The 26,238-nt window shown below is 61.5% G+C and carries 26 protein-coding genes and 1 pseudogene; 15 read left to right on the top strand and 12 right to left on the bottom strand.

The window, feature by feature from the left end; genetic code table 11:
* The first annotated feature begins 201 nt into the window (after positions 1-201).
* The 4 genes from AC58X1_RS08765 (at position 202) to AC58X1_RS08750 (ending at position 4,829) form a co-directional block, all read left to right on the top strand.
* Positions 202-1,170 (top strand): UDP-glucose 4-epimerase family protein, encoded by a 969-nt coding sequence (locus tag AC58X1_RS08765; RefSeq protein WP_497428695.1) that lies wholly within the window; start codon positions 202-204, stop codon positions 1,168-1,170.
* Positions 1,167-2,171 carry an MraY family glycosyltransferase gene (locus tag AC58X1_RS08760; RefSeq protein WP_497428694.1) on the top strand — a complete coding sequence of 335 codons (1,005 nt, stop codon included), beginning with the start codon at positions 1,167-1,169 and terminating at the stop codon, positions 2,169-2,171. Before AC58X1_RS08765 ends, AC58X1_RS08760 begins: the two co-directional genes overlap by 4 nt.
* Positions 2,172-2,246: 75 nt before the next feature.
* A complete protein-coding gene (locus tag AC58X1_RS08755) occupies positions 2,247-4,256 on the top strand; it encodes a polysaccharide biosynthesis protein (protein WP_497428693.1) in 2,010 nt (669 codons plus the stop codon).
* Between the two features lie 249 nt (positions 4,257-4,505).
* Positions 4,506-4,829 (top strand): ComEA family DNA-binding protein, encoded by a 324-nt coding sequence (locus AC58X1_RS08750; RefSeq protein ID WP_482126558.1) that lies wholly within the window; start codon positions 4,506-4,508, stop codon positions 4,827-4,829.
* A gap of 40 nt (positions 4,830-4,869) precedes the next feature.
* Here AC58X1_RS08750 and AC58X1_RS08745 read toward each other — a convergent pair whose 3' ends face one another.
* Positions 4,870-5,037 (bottom strand): DUF2897 family protein, encoded by a 168-nt coding sequence (locus tag AC58X1_RS08745; protein WP_430327709.1) that lies wholly within the window; start codon positions 5,035-5,037, stop codon positions 4,870-4,872.
* 180 nt (positions 5,038-5,217) lie between these two features.
* On the opposite strand from AC58X1_RS08745, the gene pyrF reads away from it, so the two are divergent.
* The 3 genes from pyrF to AC58X1_RS08730 all read left to right on the top strand — a co-directional run bounded on the left by pyrF (position 5,218) and on the right by AC58X1_RS08730 (position 8,237).
* Positions 5,218-5,919 carry an orotidine-5'-phosphate decarboxylase gene (gene pyrF / locus AC58X1_RS08740; protein ID WP_497428692.1) on the top strand — a complete coding sequence of 234 codons (702 nt, stop codon included), beginning with the start codon at positions 5,218-5,220 and terminating at the stop codon, positions 5,917-5,919.
* A gap of 127 nt (positions 5,920-6,046) precedes the next feature.
* Positions 6,047-6,907: a WaaZ-like lipopolysaccharide core biosynthesis protein gene (locus AC58X1_RS08735; protein WP_497428691.1), complete on the top strand. Its 861-nt coding sequence runs from the start codon at positions 6,047-6,049 to the stop codon at positions 6,905-6,907.
* Between the two features lie 436 nt (positions 6,908-7,343).
* A complete protein-coding gene (locus tag AC58X1_RS08730; RefSeq protein ID WP_497428690.1) occupies positions 7,344-8,237 on the top strand; it encodes a WaaS/CpsH family glycosyltransferase in 894 nt (297 codons plus the stop codon).
* Between the two features lie 58 nt (positions 8,238-8,295).
* On the opposite strand, the gene AC58X1_RS08725 is transcribed toward AC58X1_RS08730, so the two are convergent.
* The 3 genes from AC58X1_RS08725 to AC58X1_RS08715 all read right to left on the bottom strand — a co-directional run bounded on the left by AC58X1_RS08725 (position 8,296) and on the right by AC58X1_RS08715 (position 11,552).
* Positions 8,296-9,297 carry an NADP-dependent oxidoreductase gene (locus tag AC58X1_RS08725; RefSeq protein WP_497428689.1) on the bottom strand — a complete coding sequence of 334 codons (1,002 nt, stop codon included), beginning with the start codon at positions 9,295-9,297 and terminating at the stop codon, positions 8,296-8,298.
* A gap of 164 nt (positions 9,298-9,461) precedes the next feature.
* Positions 9,462-10,310 (bottom strand): lipopolysaccharide kinase InaA family protein, encoded by an 849-nt coding sequence (locus AC58X1_RS08720; protein WP_497428688.1) that lies wholly within the window; start codon positions 10,308-10,310, stop codon positions 9,462-9,464.
* 48 nt (positions 10,311-10,358) lie between these two features.
* Positions 10,359-11,552, bottom strand: a complete 1,194-nt coding sequence (locus tag AC58X1_RS08715; RefSeq protein ID WP_497428687.1) for an MFS transporter — start codon at positions 11,550-11,552, stop codon at positions 10,359-10,361.
* Positions 11,553-11,676: 124 nt separating this feature from the next.
* Here AC58X1_RS08715 and AC58X1_RS08710 point away from each other — a divergent pair, with 124 nt between their 5' ends.
* The 3 genes and pseudogenes from AC58X1_RS08710 (at position 11,677) to AC58X1_RS08700 (ending at position 15,124) form a co-directional block, all read left to right on the top strand.
* Complete coding sequence (locus tag AC58X1_RS08710) at positions 11,677-13,101, top strand: aminotransferase-like domain-containing protein (protein WP_497428686.1); 1,425 nt, start codon at positions 11,677-11,679, stop codon at positions 13,099-13,101.
* Between the two features lie 85 nt (positions 13,102-13,186).
* Positions 13,187-14,263, top strand: a pseudogene (locus tag AC58X1_RS08705) (HAMP domain-containing protein); the annotation flags it as partial.
* Positions 14,252-15,124, top strand: a complete 873-nt coding sequence (locus AC58X1_RS08700) for a methyl-accepting chemotaxis protein (RefSeq protein ID WP_497428782.1) — start codon at positions 14,252-14,254, stop codon at positions 15,122-15,124. The pseudogene AC58X1_RS08705 and the gene AC58X1_RS08700, both read left to right, overlap by 12 nt.
* Positions 15,125-15,310: 186 nt before the next feature.
* Here AC58X1_RS08700 and AC58X1_RS08695 read toward each other — a convergent pair whose 3' ends face one another.
* Entirely contained in the window at positions 15,311-16,501 is a 1,191-nt protein-coding gene (locus tag AC58X1_RS08695; RefSeq protein WP_497428685.1) for a benzoate/H(+) symporter BenE family transporter, read from the bottom strand.
* Positions 16,502-16,643: 142 nt separating this feature from the next.
* On the opposite strand from AC58X1_RS08695, the gene AC58X1_RS08690 reads away from it, so the two are divergent.
* Positions 16,644-17,246 (top strand): glutathione S-transferase family protein, encoded by a 603-nt coding sequence (locus AC58X1_RS08690; protein ID WP_497428684.1) that lies wholly within the window; start codon positions 16,644-16,646, stop codon positions 17,244-17,246.
* Between the two features lie 40 nt (positions 17,247-17,286).
* On the opposite strand, the gene AC58X1_RS08685 is transcribed toward AC58X1_RS08690, so the two are convergent.
* The 5 genes from AC58X1_RS08685 to AC58X1_RS08665 all read right to left on the bottom strand — a co-directional run bounded on the left by AC58X1_RS08685 (position 17,287) and on the right by AC58X1_RS08665 (position 20,078).
* Positions 17,287-17,658, bottom strand: a complete 372-nt coding sequence (locus AC58X1_RS08685) for a glutaredoxin family protein (RefSeq protein WP_150571373.1) — start codon at positions 17,656-17,658, stop codon at positions 17,287-17,289.
* Positions 17,659-17,719: 61 nt separating this feature from the next.
* Positions 17,720-18,265: a GTP cyclohydrolase I FolE gene (gene folE / locus AC58X1_RS08680; protein WP_101321602.1), complete on the bottom strand. Its 546-nt coding sequence runs from the start codon at positions 18,263-18,265 to the stop codon at positions 17,720-17,722.
* Between the two features lie 70 nt (positions 18,266-18,335).
* Entirely contained in the window at positions 18,336-18,896 is a 561-nt protein-coding gene (locus AC58X1_RS08675; RefSeq protein ID WP_101321601.1) for a Smr/MutS family protein, read from the bottom strand.
* A 188-nt stretch (positions 18,897-19,084) separates the two neighbouring features.
* Entirely contained in the window at positions 19,085-19,405 is a 321-nt protein-coding gene (locus AC58X1_RS08670) for a hypothetical protein (protein WP_101321600.1), read from the bottom strand.
* 82 nt (positions 19,406-19,487) lie between these two features.
* A complete protein-coding gene (locus tag AC58X1_RS08665; RefSeq protein ID WP_101321599.1) occupies positions 19,488-20,078 on the bottom strand; it encodes a cysteine hydrolase family protein in 591 nt (196 codons plus the stop codon).
* Between the two features lie 178 nt (positions 20,079-20,256).
* On the opposite strand from AC58X1_RS08665, the gene prmB reads away from it, so the two are divergent.
* Positions 20,257-21,165, top strand: a complete 909-nt coding sequence (gene prmB / locus AC58X1_RS08660) for a 50S ribosomal protein L3 N(5)-glutamine methyltransferase (RefSeq protein WP_101321598.1) — start codon at positions 20,257-20,259, stop codon at positions 21,163-21,165.
* Positions 21,166-21,299: 134 nt separating this feature from the next.
* On the opposite strand, the gene AC58X1_RS08655 is transcribed toward prmB, so the two are convergent.
* Together AC58X1_RS08655 and AC58X1_RS08650 are read right to left on the bottom strand one after the other, a co-directional pair.
* Positions 21,300-22,085, bottom strand: coding sequence for a hypothetical protein (locus tag AC58X1_RS08655; protein ID WP_101321597.1), 786 nt, complete (start codon positions 22,083-22,085; stop codon positions 21,300-21,302).
* 90 nt (positions 22,086-22,175) lie between these two features.
* Positions 22,176-23,135: an alpha/beta hydrolase gene (locus tag AC58X1_RS08650; protein WP_497428683.1), complete on the bottom strand. Its 960-nt coding sequence runs from the start codon at positions 23,133-23,135 to the stop codon at positions 22,176-22,178.
* 157 nt (positions 23,136-23,292) lie between these two features.
* Here AC58X1_RS08650 and aroC point away from each other — a divergent pair, with 157 nt between their 5' ends.
* From aroC to AC58X1_RS08635, 3 genes are all read left to right on the top strand, one after another.
* The gene (aroC, locus tag AC58X1_RS08645) at positions 23,293-24,384 is read left to right on the top strand and encodes a chorismate synthase (protein ID WP_101321595.1); all 1,092 of its coding nucleotides are present in this window, start codon (positions 23,293-23,295) and stop codon (positions 24,382-24,384) included.
* Between the two features lie 63 nt (positions 24,385-24,447).
* The gene (locus tag AC58X1_RS08640; RefSeq protein ID WP_497428682.1) at positions 24,448-25,602 is read left to right on the top strand and encodes an MFS transporter; all 1,155 of its coding nucleotides are present in this window, start codon (positions 24,448-24,450) and stop codon (positions 25,600-25,602) included.
* Positions 25,602-26,138, top strand: coding sequence for an oxidase (locus AC58X1_RS08635; protein WP_497428681.1), 537 nt, complete (start codon positions 25,602-25,604; stop codon positions 26,136-26,138). The genes AC58X1_RS08640 and AC58X1_RS08635 overlap by 1 nt, the downstream gene beginning before the upstream one ends.
* Positions 26,139-26,238: the final 100 nt, after the last annotated feature.

Here is a 26,238-nt window from a genome sequence, read left to right as displayed (position 1 = left end):
TCAACGACCTAACGTCTGTATACTTGGCCGCTGACTAATCACACGGGCTTTATACAACGATGCATGGCAAGCCATTGTGCCTCTGGGTAGAACGGTAGGTGAGCGGTTGTACAGCTACGCCATTCGATTCTGCGCTGCAGCAACTCATCCCTTTTTTGAGTTCGCCCAGGGTGGTGTGGCGCCGTCATCAGGTATGCGTAAATGGGTAGGCGGGCGATTTTGGTCACCGGTGCCACCGGCTTCGTGGGTAGTGCACTTTGCCGCAGCTTGCTTGATGCGGATGTGTTTGACGTTCACGCGGCGCAGCGTAGCAGCGCCGCAGCGCTGGCTGCGGGTGTGGAACCGTTCACGGTCGGGGAGCTGAGCTGCAAAACAGTTTGGGGAGCTGCCCTGGCCGGGGTTGATGTGGTGATACACGCAGCAGCACGTGTGCACGTGATGAACGAAACTGCCGACAACAGCCTTGGCGAATTTCGCCGGGTCAATGTCCAGGGTACCCTCAACCTGGCACGTCAGGCTGCAGCAGCGGGCGTGCGCCGGTTCATCTTCATCAGTTCAATCAAAGTAAATGGCGAGTTTAGCCGGCCCGGTCAGGCGTTGACCGCTGATGACGTTCCAGCACCACTGGACCCCTATGGGGTCTCCAAGTATGAGGCTGAACAAGGCCTGTTCGAGCTAGCTTCTGCCACCGGCATGCAAGTTGTGGTGATTCGCCCGGTGCTGGTATACGGGCCTGGCGTCAAGGCCAACTTCCACAGCATGATGCGCTGGGTTCGGCGCGGGCTGCCGTTGCCACTAGGTGCCATCGATAACCGGCGCAGCTTGGTCGCGCTTGATAATCTGCTCGACTTGATCGTGACCTGCATTGATCATCAGCGAGCTGCCAATCAGATCTTCCTGGTCAGTGATGGTGAAGACGTATCTTTGACCCAGTTATTGCGGGCACTGGGGCGGGCGCTAGGGCGACCGGCCAGGCTGATTCCGGTTCCGGCGACTATGTTGAGGCTGGCGGCGGTGATGTTCCGTCGGCGAGATCTTGCTCAGCGTCTGCTGGGCTCTTTGCAGGTGGACATCACCAAAAACCGCCAACTGCTTGGTTGGACACCTCCCGTTACACTGAGTCAAGGCCTGGAAAAAGCCGCTCGATCCTTGCTGGATGATCACCGATGATGTGGTTGATGTTCGCGGCCGCCGCCGCTTCGTTGCTGATGACTGCAGCGCTGCGCCGTTATGCGCTGTCGCGCAGTCTGTTGGACATTCCCAATTCCCGAAGCTCTCACACCTTGCCCACACCGCGCGGTGGTGGTCTGGCCTTTGTCGCTGCGTTCGTGGCAGGGGCGTTGTGCCTCGGTTGGGCCGGCGCGGTCGATACCGAGTTGGTCACCGGCGTAGTAGGTGCTGGTAGCCTGGTTGCGTTGATCGGCTTCATGGACGATCACGGTCACATCGCCGCTCGCTGGCGCCTGCTTGGGCACTTCCTGGCTGCGGGGTGGGGGTTGTACTGGATTGGCGGCATGCCACCGCTGCTGATTTTCGGGCAGCCGCTTGAGCCGGGGGGGGGGATGACCATTATCGGGCTGCTTTATCTGGTCTGGTTGCTCAATCTCTATAACTTCATGGACGGTATCGATGCTATTGCGAGCATTGAAGCCATTTGCGTTTGCCTGGGCGGATGCCTGCTCTACTTGATAACAGGGCAGGCCTGGGCGAGTTGGCTGCCGCTTCTGCTGGCCGTGACGGTGGCCGGCTTCCTGTTCTGGAACTTCCCTCCCGCGCGTATTTTCATGGGCGACGCTGGCAGTGGGTTTCTCGGCCTGATCATCGGTTTGCTGGCAGTGCAGGCAGGTTGGTTAAACCCGCTATTCTTCTGGGGCTGGTTAATACTTTCGGGTGCGTTCGTGGTGGATGCCACCTTTACGTTGGGAAGGCGGCTGCTGCGTGGCGATAAGGTCTACGAGGCCCATCGCAGCCACGCTTATCAGTACGCGTCACGCCAGCATGGCAGCCACCTAGCGGTAAGTCTGGCAGTGGCGTTGATAAACCTGTGCTGGCTGTTGCCGGTCGCTCTCGTAGTAGTCGTCATGAAAATCGACGGGGCGCTGGGAACGCTGGTCGCCTACGTGCCTCTTATACTGCTGGCGATCAAGTATCGTGCTGGCGCACGGGAATAATATGATCAGGTGCGCAAGCGTTGGTAACGCCAGCCGGTCAGGTAACCGAGGTACTGTGGCGCTGAGGAGGGCCTGATGAACCATACAAGCAAGGGCGGTGTGCGCCGCTACCTGGTGAATCTGTCCCGGCGCAAAAAACGTCTGATCCAGGTGTGCACCGACGTCGTACTGATCTGGCTGGCTTTGTGGCTTTCGTTCACAGTGCGGCTTGGCATCGATGAGATGTATAACCCTATCTTTGAGCACAGCTGGCTTTTTCTGGCTGCGCCGGTTGTAGCCATCCCTCTGTTTATCCGCTTCGGAATGTACCGAGCAGTGATGCGCTACTTCGGCAATGATGCGCTGATTACCATCATCAAGGCGGTTACCCTGTCAGCCTTGATTCTGGCAGTCGTGGTGTACTGGTACAGCAGCCACAAGGTCGTTGTGCCGCGTTCGATCATCTTCAACTACTGGTGGTTGAGCATGGTCATCATCGGTGGACTGCGCTTGATCATGCGTCAGTACTTTCTCGGCGACTGGTTCTCAGGGGCCCAGCAGATCCCATTCACCAATCGCGACGACGGCCAGGTCAAGGTTGCCATTTACGGTGCCGGTACCGCTGGCAATCAGCTGCTTGCTGCACTACGCATGGGTCGTACCATGCGTCCAGTAGCCTTCATCGACGATGACAGCGACCTGGCCAACCGAATAATTGCTGGCTTGCAGGTTTACAAACCCAAGCATCTGCAACAGATGGTCAAGGAAACCGGGGCTCAGGAAATACTGCTTGCACTGCCCTCGGCTTCTCGCGCAAGGCGTAAGGAAATTCTCGCCTTGCTTGAACCCTATCCCATGCACGTGCGCAGTGTTCCGGCGTTCGCTGACCTGGCAAGCGGAAGGGTCAAGGTCGACGATATTCAGGATGTAGACATCGCCGATCTGTTGGGGCGCGATGCGGTGCCAGCTCAAGAAGAGTTGCTCTGGCGCTGCAACAAGAAACAGACCGTGCTGGTGACCGGGGCGGGCGGTTCCATCGGCTCTGAACTGTGTCGGCAAATTATCAGACTGGGCCCCAAGACCCTGCTGCTGTTCGATCATAGCGAATTTAATCTGTACAGCATTCTCACGGAGCTTGAGCAGTGCGTCAGGCGTGAGTCGCTTGCTGTGCAACTGCTCCCGATCCTGGGTTCGGTGCGTAATCAACAGCACCTGGCTGATGTGATGAGTACCTGGCGGGTAGATACCGTTTACCATGCGGCTGCCTACAAGCATGTGCCGATGGTCGAACACAATATTGCTGAGGGTATCCTCAACAACGTCTATGGCACGCTGTGCACTGCGCAGGCCGCACTGCAATCGGGCGTGCCCAACTTTGTGCTGATATCCACTGACAAAGCGGTAAGGCCGACCAATGTCATGGGCAGCACCAAACGGCTGTCCGAGCTGATTCTGCAGGGGTTAAGCCAAGAGGCTGCCCCCGTCATGTATGGCGATAGTGACAAGATTTCACGTGTTAACAAGACCCGCTTTACCATGGTGCGTTTCGGTAATGTGCTTGGGTCATCGGGCTCGGTCATCCCCCTGTTTCATCAGCAGATCAAATCAGGCGGGCCGTTAACTGTCACTCATCCCAAGATCACTCGCTATTTCATGACCATTCCCGAAGCGGCACAGCTGGTCGTGCAGGCCGGGGCAATGGGGCAGGGTGGCGATGTCTTTGTACTGGACATGGGCGAGCCGGTAAAAATCTTCGAGTTGGCAGAAAAAATGATTCATCTCTCGGGCTTCAGCGTGCGTAACTCGGCTAACCCGCAAGGTGATATCGCCATCGAGTTCAGTGGGCTGCGCCCGGGTGAAAAACTCTTTGAAGAGTTGCTGATCGGGCACGACGTATCGCCTACCGCACACCCGATGATCATGGCTGCCAATGAGGATTACCTGCCTTGGGACGTGTTGCGTGAACGTTTGGGGTGGTTGTTCAAGGCTGTGTCAGATGACGATTACGCTCGTGTTCGGCAGTTGCTAAGGGAGTTGGTTAACGGCTACATGCCAGAAGGAGACATCGTCGATTGGGTCTACCTGCAGCAGCGCCTGAACCGGTAGGTCCGGCCGGACCTCATCGCACAACCGGTACATCCTTGCTGAGGGAGCAGACAAGGAACCGTCATGTCGAATGCTCCTACGGGTGAGCAGTATTAATCCGTGCCGCAGAGTTGATCAATATTAGTTGCGATTTGCTTATGTAATGTCTGGAAAGAAAATCCGGGTTTTACGCATCCTTTCTGTTGATTATCGTTGGTGAGCAGCCAAGGAACGCTGCTAAAAACGCCCAACTCGACAGGAGTGTCCACTATGCGCAATACCCTAATTTCCTATCTTCTGCTCCCGCTGTTCGCAGGTCTCTCATTTTCAGTAACCGCTGCTCTAGAGGATCAGGTTGAACCTGCCCCAATCGTCGCCCCTGCTGCCGGACAGCCCGTTCAGACCAATATCAACACCGCCGACGCTTTGACGCTGCAGCGGGAATTAAACGGTATAGGTCAAGCCAAGGCGCAAGCAATCATCGCTTATCGCGATGCCCACGGGCCGTTTCAATCGGTAGATGAGATTCTGGAAATCAAGGGCATTGGCAGCGCCTTGCTGGAGCGCAACCGCGAAAAACTCACACTGGAATAAAGCGTCATCGATGGCCGGCGTGAAGCCGGCCATCAATCGCTCATAGATCCTTTGACTCCTTGGCATCCATCTCGGCGTTACGCGCATGCACTTTGCGCAGTTGCTCTTCAGTCAATGGCAGCTTCTTCGCGGTATCGCGCAGCATCATCAACCCGCCAACGATCGAGCCAATGGCTACGACCAATATCAACCAGGCATACCAAGGCATCTTGTTCTCCTACGGGCAGTTAAAAGCTTCGCTGGTACCCATTACGAGCTGACCCCACGGCCATTGGTTCCATTGTAGCTCGCCATACGCTGGCCTGGTTCTGCTGATCTGCGGCCTGCAAAGCGCGCCTGACTTGGTTTACAATGCGCGCCGTTCAAGACCTGCCATGAGACCCTGCCAATGCCCGCTTGCCAGACGCCCCTGATCGTCGCCCTGGATTTTCCTACCCGTGAAGCTGCTTTGCAGTTGGCCGACCAACTGGACCCTGCACTGTGCCGGGTAAAAGTAGGCAAGGAGCTGTTCACCAGTAGTGCCTCGGGCATTGTCGAGACGTTGTGCGCGAAGGGTTTCGAGGTCTTTCTTGATCTCAAGTTTCATGACATTCCCAACACCACGGCTATGGCAGTCAAGGCAGCAGCCGAAATGGGTGTGTGGATGGTAAATGTGCACTGCTCGGGCGGCCTGCGCATGATGGCAGCCTGTCGTGAAGTGCTGGACAAGCGCAGCGGAGCGCAACCTCTGTTGATTGGTGTAACCGTGCTGACCAGCATGGAGCGCGAAGACCTTGCAGGCATTGGCTTGGATATCGAGCCGCAGGAGCAGGTCCTGCGACTGGCAGGGTTGGCCGAAAAAGCCGGCATGGATGGCTTGGTCTGCTCGGCGCTGGAGGCCACTGCGCTCAAAGCTGCACATCCGTCGCTGCAATTGGTCACCCCCGGTATTCGTCCAGCCGGTAGCGCACTGGATGATCAACGGCGCATTCTTACTCCACGTCAAGCATTGGATGCGGGGTCGGATTATCTGGTCGTCGGGCGTCCGATCAGTCAGGCTGCCGATCCAGCCCAGGCGCTGGCTGCCGTTGTCGCCGAGATCCGCAGCTGAGTACCTGCCCACTCCGCCCGAGATGTGAGAATAATTTCATGATCTCGAGGGAACTACCAGCGAAGCCTGAACTCAACGCCGATTTTTTTGTCAGAATAGGCTGAAGAACCATATTGAGGCATAAACATTGGCGGTCAGTTCAGACATTACCCAACCTTTGCAGCCAGTCATTGGTAGTTTTGCCGATGTACGCAACATTGCCCAGGGCTCGGTCATAATCATGGCCTCGGGCAGCTCCGCTAAGGACTTTCCGGTAGCGCGTTTTGCTGGTGTGCCGGTGATCACCATGAACGGCGCGATCTCGATGTTTGCCGATACGCCGATCAAGCCTTTTTTCTACATCTGCACTGATACCAGCTTCCCCAAACAGCAGCCTGAGCTTTTCGCCCGGGCGCTGAAAGGCTGCCAACATGTTGCTTTGTGGTCGGAGCAGGTTGCCGAGGTTGCTGGGACCTGCGCTGCAAGGCTGTATCCGCTGAAAAAAGCCCCTGGTTTTTCGGTGATACAGTCCATGGTGCGGGTCCAGTCGGCGTGCGTCCGCCCTCGTTTTGCATTGAGTGCTCGTGCCCGCTCAATCGGTTTCAGCAAAGACCTTGGCGAGGGCTTTTTTGATGCGCGTACCGTGGCGTATGCAGCGCTGCAGCTCGCTTATCATTTGGGCTTCAGCAAAGTGTTTCTTGTGGGTGTTGACTTGAATCAGTCCGCTGGACGCTTCTACGAAACAGCAACAGCCGGGTCTGCCAAGTCTCCATGCGGGCTTGATCAGCACTATGAAGGGCGTGTATTGCCATCGCTCAAGCTGATGGCTAAGCGAGTAGTGGGCGAGCGCTTTGCCGTTTTCAACCTGTCTGCCGCGTCACGCATCCCGGCTTCAGTGATCCCCAAGATCACCGCCGAGCAAGCGCTCTCCATGATTTTGCGCAAGGCTGATGCTAATTCGAGGTCACTCGCAGATGAGCATGCACATCGACAGCTGATGACGGGCTAGCGTCTGGAGGTGCTTCGCTCTCCACTGTACTCGCCGATTGAACAGACCTTGACCGCCAACTCCCCGCGGAATTTACCGGGGATCATGTTGAGCGGGGTTTCTGGTGGCGCTCGATTCGCTTAATCAGCAATGCGTTTTTGTGAAAACAGTATTCGCCGCTTTACTTCCGAGTGTTCGACTTCCGTAGCCAGCGGCGGGCCTGCTGTTTTGAGATGATGGCCAAGGGAGTGGTTTGGGACCGGTTACAGGTCTACAATCTCTCGTTAGCTTCGCCGGAGGCGACCGATCACCCACCAAGCATAGCGGTGGAGGGAGCAGCTGCTTGGATTCACTTGTAATCCAATTACACCAGTACTACCGCCAGCCGTAGCTGCATGAAAAGGAAGTCTGTTTGAGCGTCTATTTTTTGGGTTGGAAGGCCCACTACGAAATTCTCATGATCGAGAACCTAGCGCGCAACAATGATGTGCGTGTGGTGAAGGTCCCTGCTTACGCCAAGAAGATCGTGCGCGCCGTGCGCTCCATCAGCAAGCGTAGCGGCGTGAATCTGCCATTGGACTGGCTGGCCCGCCGGATATGGTCAGGTTGCGCAGCGAAGGCCGATGATCTGCTGGTGTGCAACGAGGGACAGGCTAGGCGCGGCCTCAACCCGCGGGTTATCGCCAACTTTCCCGGCACGCGGGTGCTGTTGGTGCGGGACTTGGTGGACGCTGCGTTCATCGATAACGTGCGCCCTCTGTTTGACCGTATCTATAGTTACGACCCTGTACAGTGCGAGCAGCTGGACATGGCTTTTCTCGATCAGTTTTTCCCCTTCAATGTCGAAACCGCTAGACAGGGCGCTGAGGAACACATCGGCGAGAAGCCGCTGTGCTTTTTCCTCGGCCGAGACAAAGGCCGCGCAGCGCGCCTCAGTGCGGTGGCTGATCAATTGATTGCCGACGGTTGCGATATCGATTTCAGTATTGTCAGAGATCACACCTCCACTCATCCTTGCCGGTATCACACCGACGCGGTGCTGCCTTATGAGCAAAATCTGGCGAAGGCACTCAGCGCGCAAGTGTTGGTGGAAATCAATCAGCCAGGCCAGAGCGGGCTGACCCTGCGCCCACTGGAGGCTGCATTTTTTGACAAAAAGCTGATTACAGACAATCAGCGGGTAAAGACCCTGGAGTTTTATCACCCTGACCGGTTCTACGTACTGGGTGATGAGCAGCGCGACCTCAAGCAGTTCCTCACCAGTCAGGCGCCTCCGGTGCCCGCCGCGGCGCTGCGTAAACACAGCCCCCAGGGGTTGATCGATCGGTTGCTCTGCGAAGCCTGCACCTGATTCGGGCGATGGCCGGGCGCTGCTTCTGCAGCCCTGGCCTGGGTACTAACTGACTGGGTCAGACTTTCAATACGAGCTTGCCGAAGTTCTCGCCGTTGAACAGCTTGAGCAGGGTTTCCGGGAAGGTCTCCAGCCCCTCGACCACATGCTCTTTGCTCTTGAGCTTGCCGCTGGCCATCCAGCCGGCGATTTCTTGTGCGGCCTTGCCATACTCCTTGGCGTGGTCCATCACCACGAAGCCTTCCATCCGCGCACGGTTGACCAGCAACGACAGGTAGTTCGCCGGGCCTTTGACCGCTTCCTTGTTGTTGTACTGGCTGATAGCGCCACAGATGACCACGCGGGCCTTGAAGTTGAGGCGGCTGAGCACGGCATCGAGGATGTCGCCGCCGACGTTGTCGAAGTAAACGTCGACACCTTTTGGACATTCACGCTTGAGACCGGCCAGCACGTCTTCGGCCTTGTAGTCGATGACTCCGTCAAAACCGAGTTCATCCTGCAGGTATTGGCACTTGTCCTTGCCACCGGCGATGCCGACTACACGGCAGCCTTTGAGCTTAGCGATCTGCCCGGCGATGCTGCCAACCGCGCCGGCAGCGCCGGAGATGACTACAGTTTCGCCTTCTTTCGGTTGGCCGACGTCGAGCAGGGCGAAATAGGCGGTCATGCCGGTCATGCCCAGTGCCGACAGGTAACGGGGCAGGGGGGCAAGATTGGGGTCGATCTTGTGCAGGCCCTGCGGCTCGCCGGTGAAGTAGTCCTGGATGCCAAGGGCGCCGCTGACGTGGTCGCCGGGCTTGAAGTCAGGGTGTTTGGAGGCAGTTACCTCGCCGATGCCGAGGGCGCGCATGACCTGGCCAAGGCCCACCGGCGGGATGTAGGACTTGCCTTCGTTCATCCAGCCGCGCATGGCCGGGTCGAGCGAGAGGTACAGGTTGCGAACCTGGATCTGACCCTCGGCAGGCTCGGCGGCAGGCCCTTGCTCAAAGCTGAAGTCTTCGCGGGTGACGGCGCCGACAGGGCGTTTGGCGAGCAGGAAACGGCGGTTGGTCTGGGTCATGGGAGCTCTCACTGAAAAAAGGACACTGCCTTTGATAGAGGTACGGGGAGCTGCTGGCAAGGCTTGTGCGCGGGGCGAATGGCCGGTGATCCACCAGGGTGATGGCCGTCAGTCGCCCTAGTTACGGATAGAAGGTTGGCACAAGCGTGCGGGCTGTCAGCCTTTTAGCAGCCGGCTACTTTCCCCTTAAGGAAGATCTCGCGACGATCCAGGCGCCCGATGTGCTCATGCTTGGCGTATTCATAAACCCGGCGGAAGGCGGCCTTATCAATCTCCGGGGCAAAGTTGCTCAGCGCAATGTCCACCCACGCGTCGTACTTGGCTTCGGTAATGTAACGGTAGATTTCGCGCAGGTAGAGAAAGCCAAACTGGAAGCCGAGGGTTTCACTGGCGAATGCAGTGGGTACGAAGAAGCTGTTTTCCAGGTCGATGGCTACGGGTGCACCTTCCTGGCGGTCGCAGAGCATGACGTTACCGGCCCATAGGTCCATATGGGTGATGCCTTGCTTGTGCAGACTGAACATCAGTTCGGTCGAGGCATCGAGCACGCGGTAGACGCTGCTGGGGTCTTGCTGCAGCACGCTGAGGCCATCGCTGTAGCCCTGCAACAGTCGGGTGATGACGAACAGGTCCTGCACCAGCCCAAGCCGGGAGCGGGTGTAGCCAAAGCCCACCAGCTCGGGCACCGGGGCGCCGCGTTGATGGGCTTTGTAGGTATTGATGATTTCTTCGACGGCCCAGTCATAGGTGCCATCACTGCGCGCCGCGCCGCGCTGCACGCGCCACTTTTTCTTCAGGCTGTCGAGCTGCTCGCGCTTGGCGAACAGCTGGCTGCGCTCACAGTCCAGCGGTGCACTGATGCGCTTGGCGCCGGGCACGCGGGCGCGCTCGACCAGGCGTTCAAGGGCCGTACGGGTGTGCTCTGCCAGTGGCGTCTGGAAGTGCAGCGTGGTCCGGCGATGCTTGAAGGTGTAGGGGTACTCTTTTGGCCAGGTACTTGGGTCCGGTGACACACTGCATCCTTGCTGAATAGATCGGTTTTACAAACATTCACACTATTTTCACATTTCTTTCAGATTTGTCCTATAGGCACTGTGCTCTTTTTTGGATCCAAGACGTTGGCTGTGTTGCCGAGCCAGCGCGACGGCGATAGCGACACTGCCCGCCAGCAATGCCATGCCGAACAGCATCAACGCCATGCGCATGCCCAGCCAGTCGCCGATCAAGCCGGTAACGATCACCGGCAAACTGAAGCCGACATAGGCCAACAAAAAGAACCCAGCAGTGGCGCGGGTCTTTTCTTCGCTGGCCAGTTCATTCACCGCCGCCAGCCCGCCCAGGTAGATAAAGCCGTAACAGGCGCTGCTGGCGGCGACGGCGCCGAGCAGCACCGCCAGCAGCGCGCCGCGTTCTGCGCCCCAGGCCAGCAGCGCATAGCTGCAGGGCAGGATGGCCAGCCCGAGCAGCACCGCCGTGGCACTTGGCAGGCGCTTGGCCAAGGGCTGAAACAGCACACCGCAGCTGATCACGCAGAACGTGGAAAACCCTGACCAGGCGCTCAAATCATGCTGACGCAGTACTGCCGGCAGCAGTCCGGTGACCAGCCCGACGCAGGCCCAGGCGAGCAGAATGGCGCAGCCATACACCAGGCTGCCGGGCGGGTAGCAAGGCAGGCGCAGCATGGCCGCGCGTGCTGCCTGGCGTGGCTCCGGCAGGCGCCAGACCAGTATCAGCGCGAGCGCGGCCAGCAGCAGGTGCAGATAAAAGCTGGCCGGGCTCAGGCTGGGCCCGCGTAGCAGGCACAGGCTGGTCAGCGCAGCGCCCAGGCCGAAGCCCAGTGAGGTGCTGGCAGTGACCCAACTGGCGGCGTTGCTGCTGCGCTCGGCAGGCAGCAGTTCGCTCATGTACACCGTAGCGGTAGCCGAGGCGAGGCCGGTGCCGATACCCAGCAGCAGCCGCGCGACACCAATGCTGTACAGGCTGGGTAGGCTGAGCACGAGTAGGGTGGCAATGATCGACAAGCTCAGCGCGGCGATGATCATCGGCCGCCGGCCAATCCGGTCGGCAAGTCCGCCCAGAGCCAGCAGCACCGGCAGCACGCCCAGCACATAGGCGGAAAACGCCACGGCGGTAGCCGTCGCGCCCAGCCCGGAGAGGTCGGCATAGGTGGTGTAGAGCGGCGCCTGCAGGTTGACTGCAAGGGTGATGATGCACAGGGCGAAGGCGAGCAGGGCGGGGGCGTGGCGGTCGCGCATTGACGCAGGTCCTTGATTGAACGGGTACTGGCTGCAGGCTGCGCTTGCTGTGGGCGCGCAACAAGGCACAGCGGGCAGCCATTTATGCTTAACTGTTCGCATAAAAATCGCGAACAGTTGATCTATGCACCTCACCCTCGATCGCCTCAGCGCCGTGTCGCTGGTTCAGCAACTCACCACCCAGCTGCAAGCGTGGGTCGAGCAGCAACGCCTGCGTCCGGGCGCGCGGCTGCCGTCGATCCGGGCCTTGGCGAAAACCCACGGGGTCAGCGCCGCCTGTGTGATCGAGGCCTACGATCGGCTGGTGGCCAGCGGTTGGCTGGAGGCGCGCCACGGCACCGGCTTTTTCGTCGCCGAGCGCAAGGCCGGGCTGCCTGAGCAGGACGCAGCGCTGTGGGGCGAGACGGTCGATGGTAAGTGGCGGCAGTTCGATGAAGGCCAGGAGGCACTGCTCAAGCTCGGCTGCGGCTGGTTGCCGTCGGCCTGGCGCGCCGCAGATGAACTGGCCCAGGCCATTCGCCAGGTCAGCCGTGGCAACCCGGCCGACCTGTTCGACTACGCGCCGCCGCTCGGCCTGGCCAGCCTGCGCGAGCAGTTGCACAAGCGTCTGGAGCGGCTGGATATCGCCGCAGGCACCGAGCGCATTGTCACCACCCACGGCGCCAGTCAGGCGCTCGACCTGCTGGTGCGCGCGTTGCTGCGTCCGGGCGATACGGTGCTGGTGGAAAACCCGGGGTACTACAACCTGTTCAACCTGCTGCGCAGCCACCAGATAAACATGCTTGCCGTGCCGCGTACCGTCCATGGGCCGGATCTGGACGCGCTGCAGCGCCTGCTGGTCGAGCACCGGCCGCGCTGCCTGTTCATCAACAGCCTGTATCACAACCCGACCGGCACCAGCCTCACGCCCAAGGTCGCCTACCGCCTGTTGGAACTGGCCCGCGAGCATGACCTGCGGATCATCGAAGACGACATCTATGCCGACTTTCAGGAAGGCCCGGCGACACGGCTGGCGACCCTCGACAGTGAGCAGCGAGTAATCTATCTGGCGAGCTTTTCCAAGACCCTGAGCAGTTCGCTGCGGGTCGGCTATGTGGTCGCCGATGCAGCGCTGATCGCGCGCCTGGCCGAGTTGAAGATGGTCAGCGGCATCGGCACTTCCCGGTTTGCCGAGCAGGTGCTGGCGCAGATGCTGGCCAACGGCAGTTATCGCAAGAGCACCCAGCGTCTGCGTGTGCGTCTGGGTCAGCACAGGGCCAGGCTGTTGGCTCAGCTCGAGGCATATGGCTGGCAGGTGTTCGCCGAGCCCAATGGCGGCATGTTCGTCTGGGTGCGGGCGCCCGGGCACGATTTTGCCAGCCTCGAGCGCCTGGCGCTGGCGCATTCGGTGCTGCTCACGCCGGGTGCTGCGTTCGATTATCAGGGGTACAGCAGCGACTGGCTGCGGATCAATGTCGCCTATGCTCAGGACGTGCGCGCCCAGGGGTTCCTGCGCGCGGCGGGTGAGGCCAAAGGCGACCTCGATCATGCTCCGGGCGACATCACATAGCTATTTGACACTATTGTGGCGTCAATCCCTTGTGAGGGAGCTGGCGGCGTTGTCACTCTTGGCCTTCGCAACCGGGGGATGAGCAATGACGGCGAGCAAGCACGGTGTTCTGGCCAACCTGGGCATGGCCCGCAAACTCGGCCTGGGCTTTGCCCTGGTGCTGCTGCTGACCTTGGCGGTGGCGGCGATTGGCGTGGCTTCGCTGTACAGCGTCAGCCAGCGCTTCGACAGCCTGCGGCAGATGACTCAGTTCAACAGCGACCTGCTGCGCCTGCGCCAGCATGAGCAGGGTTTTGCCTTGCGTTCCGACAGCGAGGAGGCCGACAAACTGCGCAGCGGCCTGCAAAATCTTCTTGAGCGAGCCCGCGGCGTGCCCCAGTTGAGCGCCACCGAAGCGGATCTGAGCGCCTATGGCCAGGCGTTCGACGCCTTTGTCGAGGCGGTGCAGGCCAAGGAGCTGGCGCTGGACACGGCCAGTTGGTCGGTCTCAAGCGTGGCCAACAACCTCGACGTGCTCCAGGCCGGCCTGGCTGATGACGGCGCCTACACCCTGAAACAATCCCAGGGCCAGCAAGGCAGCGAGTTCCTCGATCAGTCCACGCAGGTGGCAGCCGTCTCGCGCCTGATGCTGCAGGCGATGGACGAGGCCCGTGTGCGCCTGGAGCAAAGCCGCAAAGGCGAGGAGGTCAACAGTGGCCGCATCGCCCAGACCGTCGAGGCGGCCAGCCTGGTCGAGCAACTCAGAAGCGCAGTTGCCGACAGCGGCTATCAAGGTGTGCTCGCCGAGGTCGCCGGGCATATCGCCAGCTTTGCCGACAAGCTCAATGAATACACCGACCTGCTTGCGCAAGAGCAGGGCATCAAGGCGCAGTTGCAGGCGCGCGCCAACCAGGCCACCAGCGCGGTCGACCAGGCTTACGCCAGCCAGGAGCAGGCCATGCACAGCGAGCTCAAGCGCAACGGCGTGGCGATTGCCATTGCCACCGCGCTGGCGCTGCTGGTCGGCATGCTGGCGGCCTGGTTGATCACCCGGGCGATCGTCGGCCCGTTGCAGCGAGTCATCGGTCGCGCCCAGCGGATTGCCGCGGGTGACCTGGCCGGCGACGCCGAGGTGCCGCGCCGCGATGAGGTCGGCCAACTGCTGCTGGCGATGCAGCAGATGGCGGCGGGCTTGAGTGGCATTGTCAGCGGACTGCAACAGGGTATCGAGCAATTGGCCGGCAGCGCCCAGTCGTTGTCGGCGGTCACCGAACAGACCAATCGTGAAGTTGGCAGCCAGCAGCAGGAGACCGAGCAGGTCGCCACCGCCATGCAGCAGATGAGCGCGACCGTGCACGATGTCGCGCGTAATGCCGAGCAGGCGGCGCAGGCGGCCGAAGTCGCCGACGGCAAGGTCGACTCGGGCCAGCAGGTGGTGCGTCAGAGCCTGCAGCGCATCGAGCAGCTGGCCGTGGCGGCAGAAGCGGCCAGCGCCGGCATCGACAGTTTGAGTGCCGAGATTCATACCATTGGCGATGTGCTTGAAGTGATCAAGAGCGTTGCTGGGCAAACCAACCTGCTGGCGCTGAATGCCGCCATTGAGGCGGCGCGGGCGGGCGAGCAGGGTCGCGGTTTTGCGGTAGTCGCGGATGAGGTGCGGGCGTTGGCCAAGCGTACGCAACAATCCACCGAGCATATTGAGCGCTTGATCGCCAGCCTGCGCGGCAATGCCGAGCAGTCGGTGGCGCAGATCCGTGGCAGTACCGAGCTGGTGCGCCTGGCAGTGGCCGACACCTTGCAGACTGAAAGCGCCCTGGCCAGCATCGCGGTGGCGGTGTCACAGATCCAGCAGATGAACCAGCAGATTGCCGCTGCCGCCGAGCAGCAGAGTTCGGTCAGTGACGAGATCAGCCGCAGCGTCACGCAGATCCGCGGCAGCGCCGATCAGGCCGCGCTGGCGATGCAGGGCAATGCCCGTTCCAGTGTCGAGCTGGCCCAGTTGGGCGATGAGCTCAAGGGGATGGTTGGGCATTTCCGTTTGTAGGTTCTCCTGAATGGCTTGAGATCGTCGGGGCCGCTTTGCGACCCTTCGCGGTAAACCCGCTCCCACAGAGTATTGCATTGCCCGAGAGCGGCAGGGCTCCGCGAACCTTGTGGGAGCGGGCTTGCCCGCCAAGGGCTGCGCAGCAGCCCCAGCATTGCTGACCGGCATTCAAGAAGACAGGCCGTATCAAGCCCTGCGCGGGTTGAGGATCAGCAAGGTAATCACCCCGGCAACAATCCCCCAGAACGCCGAGCCGATCGAGAACAGGCTCAACCCGGAGGCGGTAACCATGAAGGTGATCAACGCCGCCTCGCGCTCGCGTGGCTCGCTCATGGCCACGCTCAGCCCGTTCATGATCGAGCCAAACAACGCCAGTGCTGCAATCGACAGCACCAGCTCCTTGGGCAGGGCGGCAAACAGTGCGGCCAGGGTCGCGCCAAATACACCTGCAATGCCGTAGAAAATCCCGCACCAGACTGCCGCGGTATAGCGCTTGCTCGGGTCTTCATGGGCATGCGGGCCGGTGCAGATTGCCGCACTGATGGCCGCCAGATTGACCCCGTGCGAGCCGAACGGCGCCAGCAGCAGTGAGGCGAAACCGGTGGCGGTGATTAGCGGCGAGGCCGGCACCTGGTATCCGTCGGCGCGCAGCACGGCCACGCCGGGCATGTTCTGCGAGGTCATCGCCACCACAAACAGCGGGATACCGATGCTGATGGTTGCTGCCAGCGAGAAGCTTGGAGTGGTCCACACCGGTGTAGCCAGCTGCAGGTTGAAGTGGCTGAAGTCGAGCAGGCCCAACGCCCCCGACAACGCCGTACCGACCACCAGCGCAGCCAGCACGCAGTAGCGCGGCGACAGGCGCTTGACCAGCAGATAGCTGAAGAACATGCCCAGCACTAGCAGGGTTCGGTGTTGTGCGGCGACGAAGATCTCGCTGCCGATCTTGAACAGGATGCCTGCCAGCAACGCCGAAGCCAGCGATGCCGGGATGCGCCTGACCAGGCGCTCGAAGCTGCCGGTCAGGCCGCAGATCAACACCAGCACGGCGCAGGTGATGTAGGCGCCGATGGCTTCGCCGTAGCTGACGCCGCCGAGGCTGGTGATCAACAGCGCTGCGCCCGGGGTCGACCAGGCCACGGTGATCGGTGTGCGGTAGCGCAGCGACAAACCGATGCTGCAGATCGCCATGCCGATCGACAGCGCCCAGATCCACGAAGAGATCTGCGCGGTGGTCAGCCCGGCCGCCTGGCCGGCCTGGAACATCAGCACCAGCGAGCTGGTATAGCCCGTAAGCATGGCGATGAAGCCGGCGACCACCGCCGAGGGGGAGCTGTCTGCCAAGGGCCGCAGGCGCGCTGAGGTGGCATCGGTCATGGTGCTGTCCTTGTACATGTAAGTATTTTTTGCAGGCTAACGCGGCCAAGCTTGATCCTTGCCATACAGCGACCATTGCTTTTAGCCGTACAGTCGCCAACTATTGGCCCACGGTCGACAACTGCGCAGAGGGGAAGGGGCGATGTACAAGGTTTACGGCGATTACAAATCGGGCAACTGCTACAAGGTCAAGCTGATGCTGAACCTGCTCGGGCATGAATTTGCATGGCACCCGGTGGACATTCTCAAAGGCGAGACCGAAACCCCGGCGTTTCTCGCCAAGAACCCTAACGGCAAGGTGCCGGTGCTCGAGCTTGAAGACGGCACCTGCCTGTGGGAGTCGAACGCGATTCTCAACTTCCTCGCCGATGGCAGCGAGTTCCTGCCGACCGAGCCGCGCCTGCGAACGCAAGTGTTGCAGTGGCAGTTCTTCGAGCAGTACAGCCATGAGCCGTACATCGCCGTGGCGCGGTTCATTCAGTACTACCTGGGCCTGCCGGATGACCGCCTGGAAGAATACAAAGGCTTGCACAAGGGCGGCTACAAGGCGCTCAAGGTGATGAACAAGCAGCTGGAGATGACCCCATACCTGGTCGGCGAGCAGTATTCGATTGCCGATGTGGCGCTGTATGCCTACACCCACGTGGCGCATCAGGGTGGCTTTGACCTGGCTGGCTACCCTGCGGTGCGCGAGTGGCTGGCGCGGGTGGCCGAGCATCCTCGGCATGTGCCGATGGGGGAGTGAGGGCAGCGTAGATCGGGGCTGCGAACCAGCCCCGGCAGCCTCAGACTGTACCGAAGCGCTGATCCAGATAGGCAATGATCGCCTTGGACTCATACATCCAGGTCACTTCCCCGGCTTCTTCGATGCGCAGGCACGGTACTTTGACTCGGCCGCCGCCTTCGAGCAGCGCCTGGCGATGCAGCGGGTCGTTCTTGGCATCACGCAGCGCCACCGGCACGTTCAACCGATGCAGGTTACGGCGGGTCTTCACGCAGAACGGGCAGGCATGAAACTGGTACAAAGCCAGGCCCTTGGCCTGCTGCTCGACCGCAGCCTGGGCAGCGGCATTGCGCTTGCGCTTGGCTGGGCGGCTGATCAAGTCACCGAACACGATAAGCTGGCCGAGGCCGACCCGCAGGGCTTTGACGATCATGGGCAACTCCTGAACAAATAAAAAACCGACCCATCAGGGTCGGTTCGGGATCACCAGCCGATCACTTGATCAGGCTGAGAAACTCGCTGCGAGTCGCGGCATTGGCGCGGAACTCACCGAGCATCACCGAAGTGATCATGCTCGAATTCTGCTTTTCGACGCCGCGCATCATCATGCACATGTGCTTGGCCTCGATAACCACGGCCACGCCGGCAGCGCCAGTGACCTTCTCGATCGCCTCGGCGATCTGGCGGCTGAGGTTTTCCTGGATCTGCAGGCGGCGGGCGTACATGTCGACGATCCGCGCGACCTTGGACAGGCCGATCACTTTACCCTTGGGCAGGTAGGCTACATGCGCCTTGCCAATGAACGGCAGCATGTGGTGTTCACACATCGAATACAGCTCGATGTCCCGCACCAACACCATCTCGCTGTTGTCGGAAGTGAACAGCGCGCCGTTGGTGACCTCTTCCAGGGTCTGTTGATAACCGCGGCAAAGGTACTGCATGGCCTTTGCGGCCCGCTTTGGCGTGTCGAGCAGGCCTTCGCGGGAGACGTCCTCGCCAATCTGGCTGAGGATCTCGGTGTAGTTCTGTTCCAGGGACATGGATCTACCTGTGGGAGTAAACGCAAATACGCAAGGGTACGGCGGCAACGACGGCGCTGCAAGCGCGGCGTTATTCGTCGCGGCCGTCGAGCATGGTTCGTTTCAGAATCACGTATACCGCGCCAGTGCCGCCGTGGCGCGCCTGGCATGAGGTGAAGCCGAGTACCTGGGGGTGTTGGCGCAGCCAGGTATTGACGTGACTCTTGATCATCGGCCGCTTGCCGTCCAGGCGCGCCGCCTTGCCGTGGGTCACACGCACGCAGCGCACTTCCAGCTTGGTGGCTTCGGCGAGAAACGCCCAGAGGATCTCGCGGGCTTTCTCGACGCTCATGCCGTGCAGGTCGATGCTGCCTTCAAAGGCGATCTGGCCGAGCTTGAGCTTGCGCAGCTGGCTTTCCTGCACGCCATCGCGGCGCCATGACAGCTCGTCTTCGGCGGCTACGTCGATGACGAACTGGTCAGACATGCCGTCAACCACCAGCGGCTGATCACTGCGTACCGTGGCGGACTGGCGCAGGCCGGCCAGCTGCTTGCGGTCAGGCTTGGCTTTGCCGACCTCGGCGCGGTCATGCTTGATCGGCTTTACGCCGCGCACTTCGGCATGGAACAGGGAAAAGTCATCGTCTTGCATGCAGGCCTCCACGTGGGCCGGGGAGTTTACGCGAGTCTGCGGATCAGCGGGAGGCAGCTGGGGCCAGCTTTGCTGGCCTTTCGCGACACGAGGCCGCTCCTACAGGGGCCGCGTCCCCCCAGCCTGACGCGGTCGCTGTAGGAGCGGCCTCGTGTCGCGAAAGGGGCGCAAAGCGGCCCCGAGGAACGTCAGTCGTGTTTCTTCATCAAGTGCGGGGCAATGTTCAGCTCACGGCCACGGCGCAACCTGATCCGGCTGCGCCGCCACAACCAAACACCCAGCCACAGCAACAACACGCCGCCACCCAGCACGGTCGCTGCCAGCGGCCGGTTGGCATTCAAATCCGCCAGCGCTGCATAGTTGCCCAGCAAACCGGCAAACCCGGCCATCATCAACAGGATGCCCAAGGTCGCGATCAGCACAGACAGGCCAGCGCCCAACCGCGCCGTCCAGTTGCGCGGCGGGCGCGAGCGCAGGCGCTTGGCGTCGAAACTGTCAGAAAGCTTCATTGCGGATTTCCTCTGCGCTATCGGCCATTCGACCCACCTGCAGTCACCCGGTTCCGCCCGCCCGGCAGGCGCCTAACGGTGCTCAGACCAGGCTGGCAGTCGGTGCAACACAGGCAAAGTTGTCGGCCATCACGGCCATTTCGCCCTGGTGAATCTGTGCCGCTGGAATGACAGTGTCCTTGAACGCCAGATCGCGCGTGGCGGAGGCATCTTCGACCAGCGTGCAACGATAACCATAGTCCTTGGCGCGGCGCACCGTGGTGCTGACGCTGGAATGGCTCATGAAGCCGCACACGATCAGGTCCAGATGGCCCTTGTTCTGCAGGGTTTCGTGCAGCGAGGTGTTCTTGAAGGCATTGGGCATGCGCTTTTCGATGACGATCTCGTCACCGCGTGGCTCCAGGCCTTCGATGAACTCGCCGCGCGGGCCTTGTGGATCGAACAGGCCGCCAACGGTGCCCAGGTGGCGCACATGGATGATCGGCCGGCCAGCCTTGCGCGCCGCGTCGAGCAACCTGGCGATGTTGGCCACGGCCTCGTCCATGCCCGACAGTTGCAGGGGACCACTGAGGTACTCCTTCTGCGCATCGATGATGATCAGGCTGGCGTTGCCCAGCTTGGCCGGCGGATAGTCGCGGCCGCTGAGGCGGAACATCGTGGTTGGAACAGACATCAAGGGCTCCTTGAGCAGGGCTTTTGTCGGGCTATTGTCCCCTGCTTGGCGACCAATGGGAATGGTTGACATCGCAAGCGATGCAATTACTGGCATCTGTCCCACCGGCAGGGCGTTGGTGGAACATTTCAGCGGGTGGGCCTGTTAGACTTTCAGGCTGTCTGAAAAGGAGTCCCCCGTGATCACTTCACGCCTGCGCACTCTGCGCGACCATATTCGCTGGGCGGTCAGCCGCTTCCACGAGAACGAGCTGTTCTTCGGCCACGGTGCCGACAATGCCTGGGACGAAGCCCGCCTGCTGGTGCTGGGCTCGGTGCATCTGCCGTGGGAAATCGCCGACAGCTACCTCGACTGCCGCCTGGAAGACGATGAGCGCGTGCGCCTGCTGCACCTGCTCAAGCGCCGCATCGAAGACCGTGTGCCGACCGCTTACCTGCTCGGCGAAGCGTGGTTCTGTGGTATGTCGTTCATTGTCGATGAGCGCGTGCTGGTGCCGCGTTCGCCGATTGGCGAGCTGCTGGAAAAGCGCTTCGAGCCATGGCTGGCGCAGGAGCCTGCGCGCATTCTCGACCTGTGCACCGGCTCTGGCTGCATTGGTATCGTCGCGGCTGACGTATTCCCCGAGGCCGAGGTGGTGCTGGCCGACCTGTCCTTCGACGCTCTCGAAGTGGCCAACCAGAACATCGAACGGCATGGCCTCGATCAGCGCGTATTCACCGTGCAGGGCGATGGTTTCGCCGGTCTGCCGGGGCAGCGCTTCGACCTGATCCTGTCCAACCCGCCGTATGTCGATGCCGAAGACTTCGCCGACATGCCGGCTGAATATCACCACGAGCCTGAGTTGGGCCTGGCCTGCGGCAACGATGGCCTGGACCTGGTGCGGCGCATGCTCGCCGAAGCGGCCGAGCACCTGACCGACAAGGGTTTGCTGATTGTCGAAGTGGGCAACAGCCAGGTTCACGTCGAGGCGCTGTACCCCGAGGTCGACTTCACCTGGCTTGAGTTCGAGCGGGGCGGCCATGGCGTGTTCATGCTGACTGCCGAGCAGTGCCGTCAGCACCAGGAGCTGTTCCAGGCGCGGGTCTGATTTGATTGTTTTGGGGCCGCTTTGCGGCCCTTCGCGGGCAAGCCCACTCCCACAGGATTTTGCAGCGCCGCCGTAACCTGTGGGAGCGGGCTTGCCCGCGAAGGGCTGGAAAACGCCCCCGCCTGGCTAGCCGATCAGCGTGTAGCGATCCAGATCAGCAGGCCTGCCTGGAACACCGCAAAGGCCACCAGGCAGGTGATGGTGAAGCGCAGCCCGCCGTCTTCGCGACGGTACTTGGCCACGCGTTCATCCCGCTCGCGGATCTGAGCTTCTTTCTCCAGCAAGGTCTGCTCGGCCTGTTGCAGCATGCCGGCCGATTCGAGGATGTCCACCCGCTGGACTTTCTCGGTGTTCCAGCCGCCCTTGAGCTGGCTGACGGCAAGCGCGGGCGTGCGCCCTTTGAGCAGTTGCCCTTCTACGTACTCGACTTCAACACCGACGCAGCGCAGCACATTGTCGCGGCGCAGGCGGGTGTCTTCGTTGAGTGCGTCCTTGTTTGGCAGTGCCACCGTCTCGATCTGGTAGTGCGACCAGTTGGCCTGCAGCCACTGCACCGCCTGGGCGAACAGAAACCGGCCCAGGCCGCGGTTGAGCGGCTCCATCTGCAGCCCGTTTTCGCTGCCAATCGAGACCCGTTGCAGCTGGTGATCGACGCGGATGTCGAGCTGATTCTGCTCTTTGCGCACCTTTTGTCCCGGCAGGGTGATCTGCATGCGCAGCAGGCTGTGCTCTTTGCTGTGGCGCTCGGCATAGCCAAACTGCACAAAACGCAGCGGTCGCGGGCCGGTGTGGCGGTCGGTGGGCAATGGCGCCAGGCGCAGCAACTGGAAGTGCTCGGCGGCCAGATCCGCCCAAGGCAGCGGGGCGCTCTCCGGGGCTTGCGGCTCTGCGGTCGCTTCGGCGGCTGGGGCATCGGTCATCACGGTCGTCCTCGAATCGGGGTCGGCCAGTCAAACGCGGGCCAATGCCTGCTTATCGGCAGGCGCAGGCAAGACCTGAGGGCGATCTACTCAGGCTGGTGGCAATTGCCGGATAAAAGCGACGATCCGCTGGCCAAGCTCGCGCGCCAGTGGCAGCTCTGGATTCTGGTAGGTTTCCCGCTGGCCACTGATGTCCCGCGGGCTGATGCGCAGGGTGTGGTTCATGCCATCGATCAACACCAGTTGCGCATCGGGCTTGGCCGCCTTGAGCAGCTCGGCGTCGGCCACATCCACCTGCACGTCGTTGCGGCCCTGGATGATCAGCGCCGGCACCTTGAGTTGGGCGAACGCTGCGGCCGGGTCCTGACGCAGCAGCGAGGTCAAGTACGGCTGCACGGTCGGGCGGAATACCTGGCGCAGTGGCACCGGTACGTTGAGGCTGGTCTGCCCGGCCTGCAGGCTGTCGAGCAATGCGGTGCCCTGGGCCAGTTGCGCCGGCGCCAGGCGCTGGGCCAGTTGTTCGCGGATGACTTCGGCTACCCGACGACCGCTGCCGGACAGGCTGATCACGGCGCTGGCGCCGGCTTGTTCAGCGGCCAGCGTGGCAATCAGCGCGCCCTCGCTATGGCCGAGCAGAATCAGCGGGCCGAAGCGCGGGTCGGCCTTGAGCTTGTGCGCCCAGGCCACGGTATCGGCCACATATGCCTCGACGCTGAGGTTGCGTTCGTCTGGAGTCGCCGGCTGGCTGGCGGCCACGCCACGCTTGTCGAAGCGCACGCTGGCGATGTGTTCGCCGGCCAGCAGCAAGGCCAGCCGCTTGAGGTTGTCGATGCGCCCGCCCGCCGGGTTGTTGCCATCGCGGTCGGTCGGCCCGGAGCCGGCAATGATCAGCACCACCGGCGGCGGGGTGTCCTGTTGTGGCAACAGCAGGCTGCCGTACAGCACGCCATGGCCAGTATCGAGTTCGATCGGGCGTTGCAGAACGGTCGGGGCGGCGGCATTGGCGAGGGTGCTGCACAGCAGCACGAGCAGGGCGGTGAGGCGCAGCATGGGCAGGGCTTCGTAGTGAGTTGACGGTTTGACCCAGCGCTCTGACGAAGGTTCTGGCGGCTGCAGGCAACAAATCAGCCCGCAGACTCGTCGCAAGGCGGCTGCTTTCCGTATACTGCCCGCTGCACCCCATTCAGGCTGATTTCGCGGAGCGTCCATGTCCGGCAATACCTACGGCAAGCTGTTCACTGTTACCACCGCTGGCGAAAGCCATGGCCCGGCGTTGGTCGCCATTGTCGATGGGTGTCCGCCAGGTCTGGAAATTTCCCAGGCCGACCTGCAGCGCGACCTCGACCGGCGCAAGCCTGGCACCAGCCGTCACACCACCCAGCGCCAGGAGCCGGACGAAGTCGAAATCCTCTCCGGCGTGTTCGAAGGGCGCACCACCGGCTGCTCGATCGGCCTGCTGATCCGCAACACTGACCAGAAGTCCAAGGACTACTCGGCGATCAAGGACCTGTTCCGCCCGGCCCACGCTGACTACACCTATCACCACAAATACGGTGAGCGTGATTACCGTGGTGGCGGGCGCAGCTCGGCCCGCGAAACGGCCATGCGTGTAGCGGCAGGTGCCATCGCCAAGAAATACCTGGCCGGCCTTGGCATCACCGTGCGTGGCTACATGAGCCAGCTCGGCCCGATCGAAATCCCGTTCAAGACCTGGGACAGCGTCGAAGACAACGCCTTCTTCAGCCCCGACCCGGACAAGGTACCGGAGCTCGAGGCCTACATGGACCAGCTGCGCCGCGACCAGGACTCGGTCGGGGCCAAGATCACCGTGGTTGCCGAAGGCGTCATGCCTGGCCTGGGCGAGCCGATCTTCGATCGCCTCGATGCCGAACTTGCCCACGCGCTGATGAGCATCAACGCGGTCAAAGGCGTGGAAATCGGCGCCGGCTTTGCCAGCGTCGCCCAGCGCGGCACCGAGCACCGTGACGAGCTGACCCCGCAAGGCTTCCTCAGCAACAATGCCGGCGGCATTCTCGGCGGGATCTCCTCGGGCCAGCCGATTGTCGCCCACCTGGCCTTGAAGCCGACCTCGAGCATCACCACCCCAGGCCAGTCGATCGATATCCATGGCAATCCGGTGGAGGTCATCACCAAGGGTCGCCATGACCCGTGCGTTGGCATCCGCGCCACGCCGATCGCCGAGGCGATGATGGCCCTGGTGCTGATGGACCATCTGCTGCGCCACCGCGCGCAAAACGCCAATGTGCAGGTAACGACGCCGGTCCTGCGCCAGCTGTAAATTTCGCTCGCCACGGGCGGCCTGCGTGCGGGCCGCCAACGGCAGTACATGACGACCCCGCCCATGCCGCCCATCCCGTACTGGCGCCTGTCCAGTTTCTACCTCTGTTACTTCGCATTGCTCGGCTCTACTGCGCCGTTTCTGGCGCTGTATTTCGATCATCTGGGATTTTCTCCGGCGCGGATCGGCGAGTTGGTCGCGATCCCCATGCTGATGCGCTGCGTGGCGCCCAACCTGTGGGGTTGGCTGGGTGATCGCAGCGGTCAGCGGCTGTTGATCGTGCGCCTCGGCGCGCTGGCGACCCTGGCCAGTTTCTCGTTGATCTTCTTCGGCAAGAGCTACGCCTGGCTGGCGCTGGTGATGGCCCTGCATGCGTTCTTCTGGCACGCGGTACTGCCGCAGTTCGAGGTGATTACGCTGGCCCACCTACATGGCCAGACCTCGCGCTACAGCCAGGTGCGGCTGTGGGGCTCGATCGGCTTTATTCTGGCGGTGGTGGGACTGGGCCAGTTGTTCGAATGGCTGAGCCTGGATATCTACCCGCTGGCGCTGGTGGCGATCATGGCCGGGATTTTCGGCGCCAGCCTGTGGGTGCCTAACGCCCAGCCGGTGGAGAACGCCGAACGCAGCAGGGCAGGGGGCTTCGGCCGCCAGCTGCTGGCGCCAGGGGTGATTGCCTTTTATCTGTGCGTGGCGTTGATGCAGCTCAGCCACGGCCCTTACTACACCTTCCTCACCCTGCACCTGGAGCATCTGGGTTACAGCCGCGGCAGCATCGGTTTGCTGTGGGCACTCGGGGTTGTTGCGGAAGTGTTGATGTTCATGGCCATGAGCCGGTTGTTCGCGCGTTTCTCGGTGCGCCAGGTGCTGCTGGTCAGCTTTGTTCTGGCGGGCATGCGCTGGCTGCTGTTAGGTAACCTGGCCGACCATGCTGGCGTGCTGATCGTTTCGCAGTTGCTCCACGCGGCCACCTTCGGCTGCTTCCATGCCGCCTCTATCGCCTTCGTCCAGGCCAGCTTCGGCGCCCGCCAGCAAGGCCAGGGCCAGGCGCTGTATGCGGCGCTGTCCGGCACTGGCGGCGCGCTTGGCGCGTTGTATGCGGGCTACAGCTGGAACCTGTTGGGCCCCAACTTCACCTTTGGTATGGCCAGCGTCGCAGCCTTTGCCGCAGCCGGTATCATTGCCACTCGAATGACCGATAGCAGGAACAGCCCCTGATGAGCATCCTCAGTGTTTTCCACCCGACCAGCCCCGGCCAGCCGAACAAGGTTCTGACCCACCACGACGACATCGCCGCCACCTTGGCAGAGCACGGCGTGCATTTTGCCCGGCAACCTGCAGATGTAGGTATTCGTCCGGGTACGCCGGATGATCAGGTGCTCGATGCCTGGCGTGAGCCGCTCGATCAGTTGCTGACCGCCAACGGTTTCAGCGCGGTCAGTCTGCTCAATCAGGAAGGTGCCATCGAGTCGCAGATCGACCTGCGCGACGAGCATGTGCACAGCAGCGACGAGCTGTTCGCCGTGATCAGCGGACGTGCTCAAATGGCTCTGCGTCTAGGCGAATTTGTTTTTGCGGTGGTATGTGAGAAGGGCGATGTGTTGCACGTGCCGGCACAGACGCGACGCTGGATTGATCTGGGTAACTCGCCGTTTTGCCTGGCGGCGCGATTGTTCCGCGATCAGCAAGGCGTGCAAGCACAATTCACCGGGGATCCGGCAGCAAGGGAATTTTTGGGGATGGACGAACTCTGAAGGGTAGTGCTGGCGAGGATTGCGCCCTCGCCAGCGCTGCAAGGCTGCTCCTGTAAGGCCTGAACAGGCTGTGCAGGACCAGCTTCGCGCAGGTGCTTTT

Source organism: Pseudomonas sp. PGPR N4 (assembly GCF_059693665.1).
The sequence above is the reverse complement of the archived record's forward strand: the minus strand, read 5'-3'. Positions and strand labels throughout refer to the sequence as shown.

Excerpts from the sequence above, each read along its gene's own strand:
- AC58X1_RS08765 (WP_497428695.1), top strand. The coding sequence starts at position 202 with ATGGGTAGGCGGGCGATTTTGGTCACCGGTGCCACCGGCTTCGTGGGT.
- AC58X1_RS08760 (WP_497428694.1), top strand. The coding sequence starts at position 1,167 with ATGATGTGGTTGATGTTCGCGGCCGCCGCCGCTTCGTTGCTGATGACT.
- AC58X1_RS08755 (WP_497428693.1), top strand. The coding sequence starts at position 2,247 with ATGAACCATACAAGCAAGGGCGGTGTGCGCCGCTACCTGGTGAATCTG.
- AC58X1_RS08750 (WP_482126558.1), top strand. The coding sequence starts at position 4,506 with ATGCGCAATACCCTAATTTCCTATCTTCTGCTCCCGCTGTTCGCAGGT.
- AC58X1_RS08745 (WP_430327709.1), bottom strand. The coding sequence starts at position 5,037 with ATGCCTTGGTATGCCTGGTTGATATTGGTCGTAGCCATTGGCTCGATC.
- pyrF (WP_497428692.1), top strand. The coding sequence starts at position 5,218 with ATGCCCGCTTGCCAGACGCCCCTGATCGTCGCCCTGGATTTTCCTACC.
- AC58X1_RS08730 (WP_497428690.1), top strand. The coding sequence starts at position 7,344 with ATGATCGAGAACCTAGCGCGCAACAATGATGTGCGTGTGGTGAAGGTC.
- AC58X1_RS08725 (WP_497428689.1), bottom strand. The coding sequence starts at position 9,297 with ATGACCCAGACCAACCGCCGTTTCCTGCTCGCCAAACGCCCTGTCGGC.
- AC58X1_RS08715 (WP_497428687.1), bottom strand. The coding sequence starts at position 11,552 with ATGCGCGACCGCCACGCCCCCGCCCTGCTCGCCTTCGCCCTGTGCATC.
- AC58X1_RS08710 (WP_497428686.1), top strand. The coding sequence starts at position 11,677 with ATGCACCTCACCCTCGATCGCCTCAGCGCCGTGTCGCTGGTTCAGCAA.
- AC58X1_RS08700 (WP_497428782.1), top strand. The coding sequence starts at position 14,252 with ATGCAGCAGATGGCGGCGGGCTTGAGTGGCATTGTCAGCGGACTGCAA.
- AC58X1_RS08695 (WP_497428685.1), bottom strand. The coding sequence starts at position 16,501 with ATGACCGATGCCACCTCAGCGCGCCTGCGGCCCTTGGCAGACAGCTCC.
- AC58X1_RS08690 (WP_497428684.1), top strand. The coding sequence starts at position 16,644 with ATGTACAAGGTTTACGGCGATTACAAATCGGGCAACTGCTACAAGGTC.
- AC58X1_RS08685 (WP_150571373.1), bottom strand. The coding sequence starts at position 17,658 with ATGATCGTCAAAGCCCTGCGGGTCGGCCTCGGCCAGCTTATCGTGTTC.
- folE (WP_101321602.1), bottom strand. The coding sequence starts at position 18,265 with ATGTCCCTGGAACAGAACTACACCGAGATCCTCAGCCAGATTGGCGAG.
- AC58X1_RS08675 (WP_101321601.1), bottom strand. The coding sequence starts at position 18,896 with ATGCAAGACGATGACTTTTCCCTGTTCCATGCCGAAGTGCGCGGCGTA.
- AC58X1_RS08670 (WP_101321600.1), bottom strand. The coding sequence starts at position 19,405 with ATGAAGCTTTCTGACAGTTTCGACGCCAAGCGCCTGCGCTCGCGCCCG.
- AC58X1_RS08665 (WP_101321599.1), bottom strand. The coding sequence starts at position 20,078 with ATGTCTGTTCCAACCACGATGTTCCGCCTCAGCGGCCGCGACTATCCG.
- AC58X1_RS08655 (WP_101321597.1), bottom strand. The coding sequence starts at position 22,085 with ATGACCGATGCCCCAGCCGCCGAAGCGACCGCAGAGCCGCAAGCCCCG.
- AC58X1_RS08650 (WP_497428683.1), bottom strand. The coding sequence starts at position 23,135 with ATGCTGCGCCTCACCGCCCTGCTCGTGCTGCTGTGCAGCACCCTCGCC.
- aroC (WP_101321595.1), top strand. The coding sequence starts at position 23,293 with ATGTCCGGCAATACCTACGGCAAGCTGTTCACTGTTACCACCGCTGGC.
- AC58X1_RS08640 (WP_497428682.1), top strand. The coding sequence starts at position 24,448 with ATGCCGCCCATCCCGTACTGGCGCCTGTCCAGTTTCTACCTCTGTTAC.
- AC58X1_RS08635 (WP_497428681.1), top strand. The coding sequence starts at position 25,602 with ATGAGCATCCTCAGTGTTTTCCACCCGACCAGCCCCGGCCAGCCGAAC.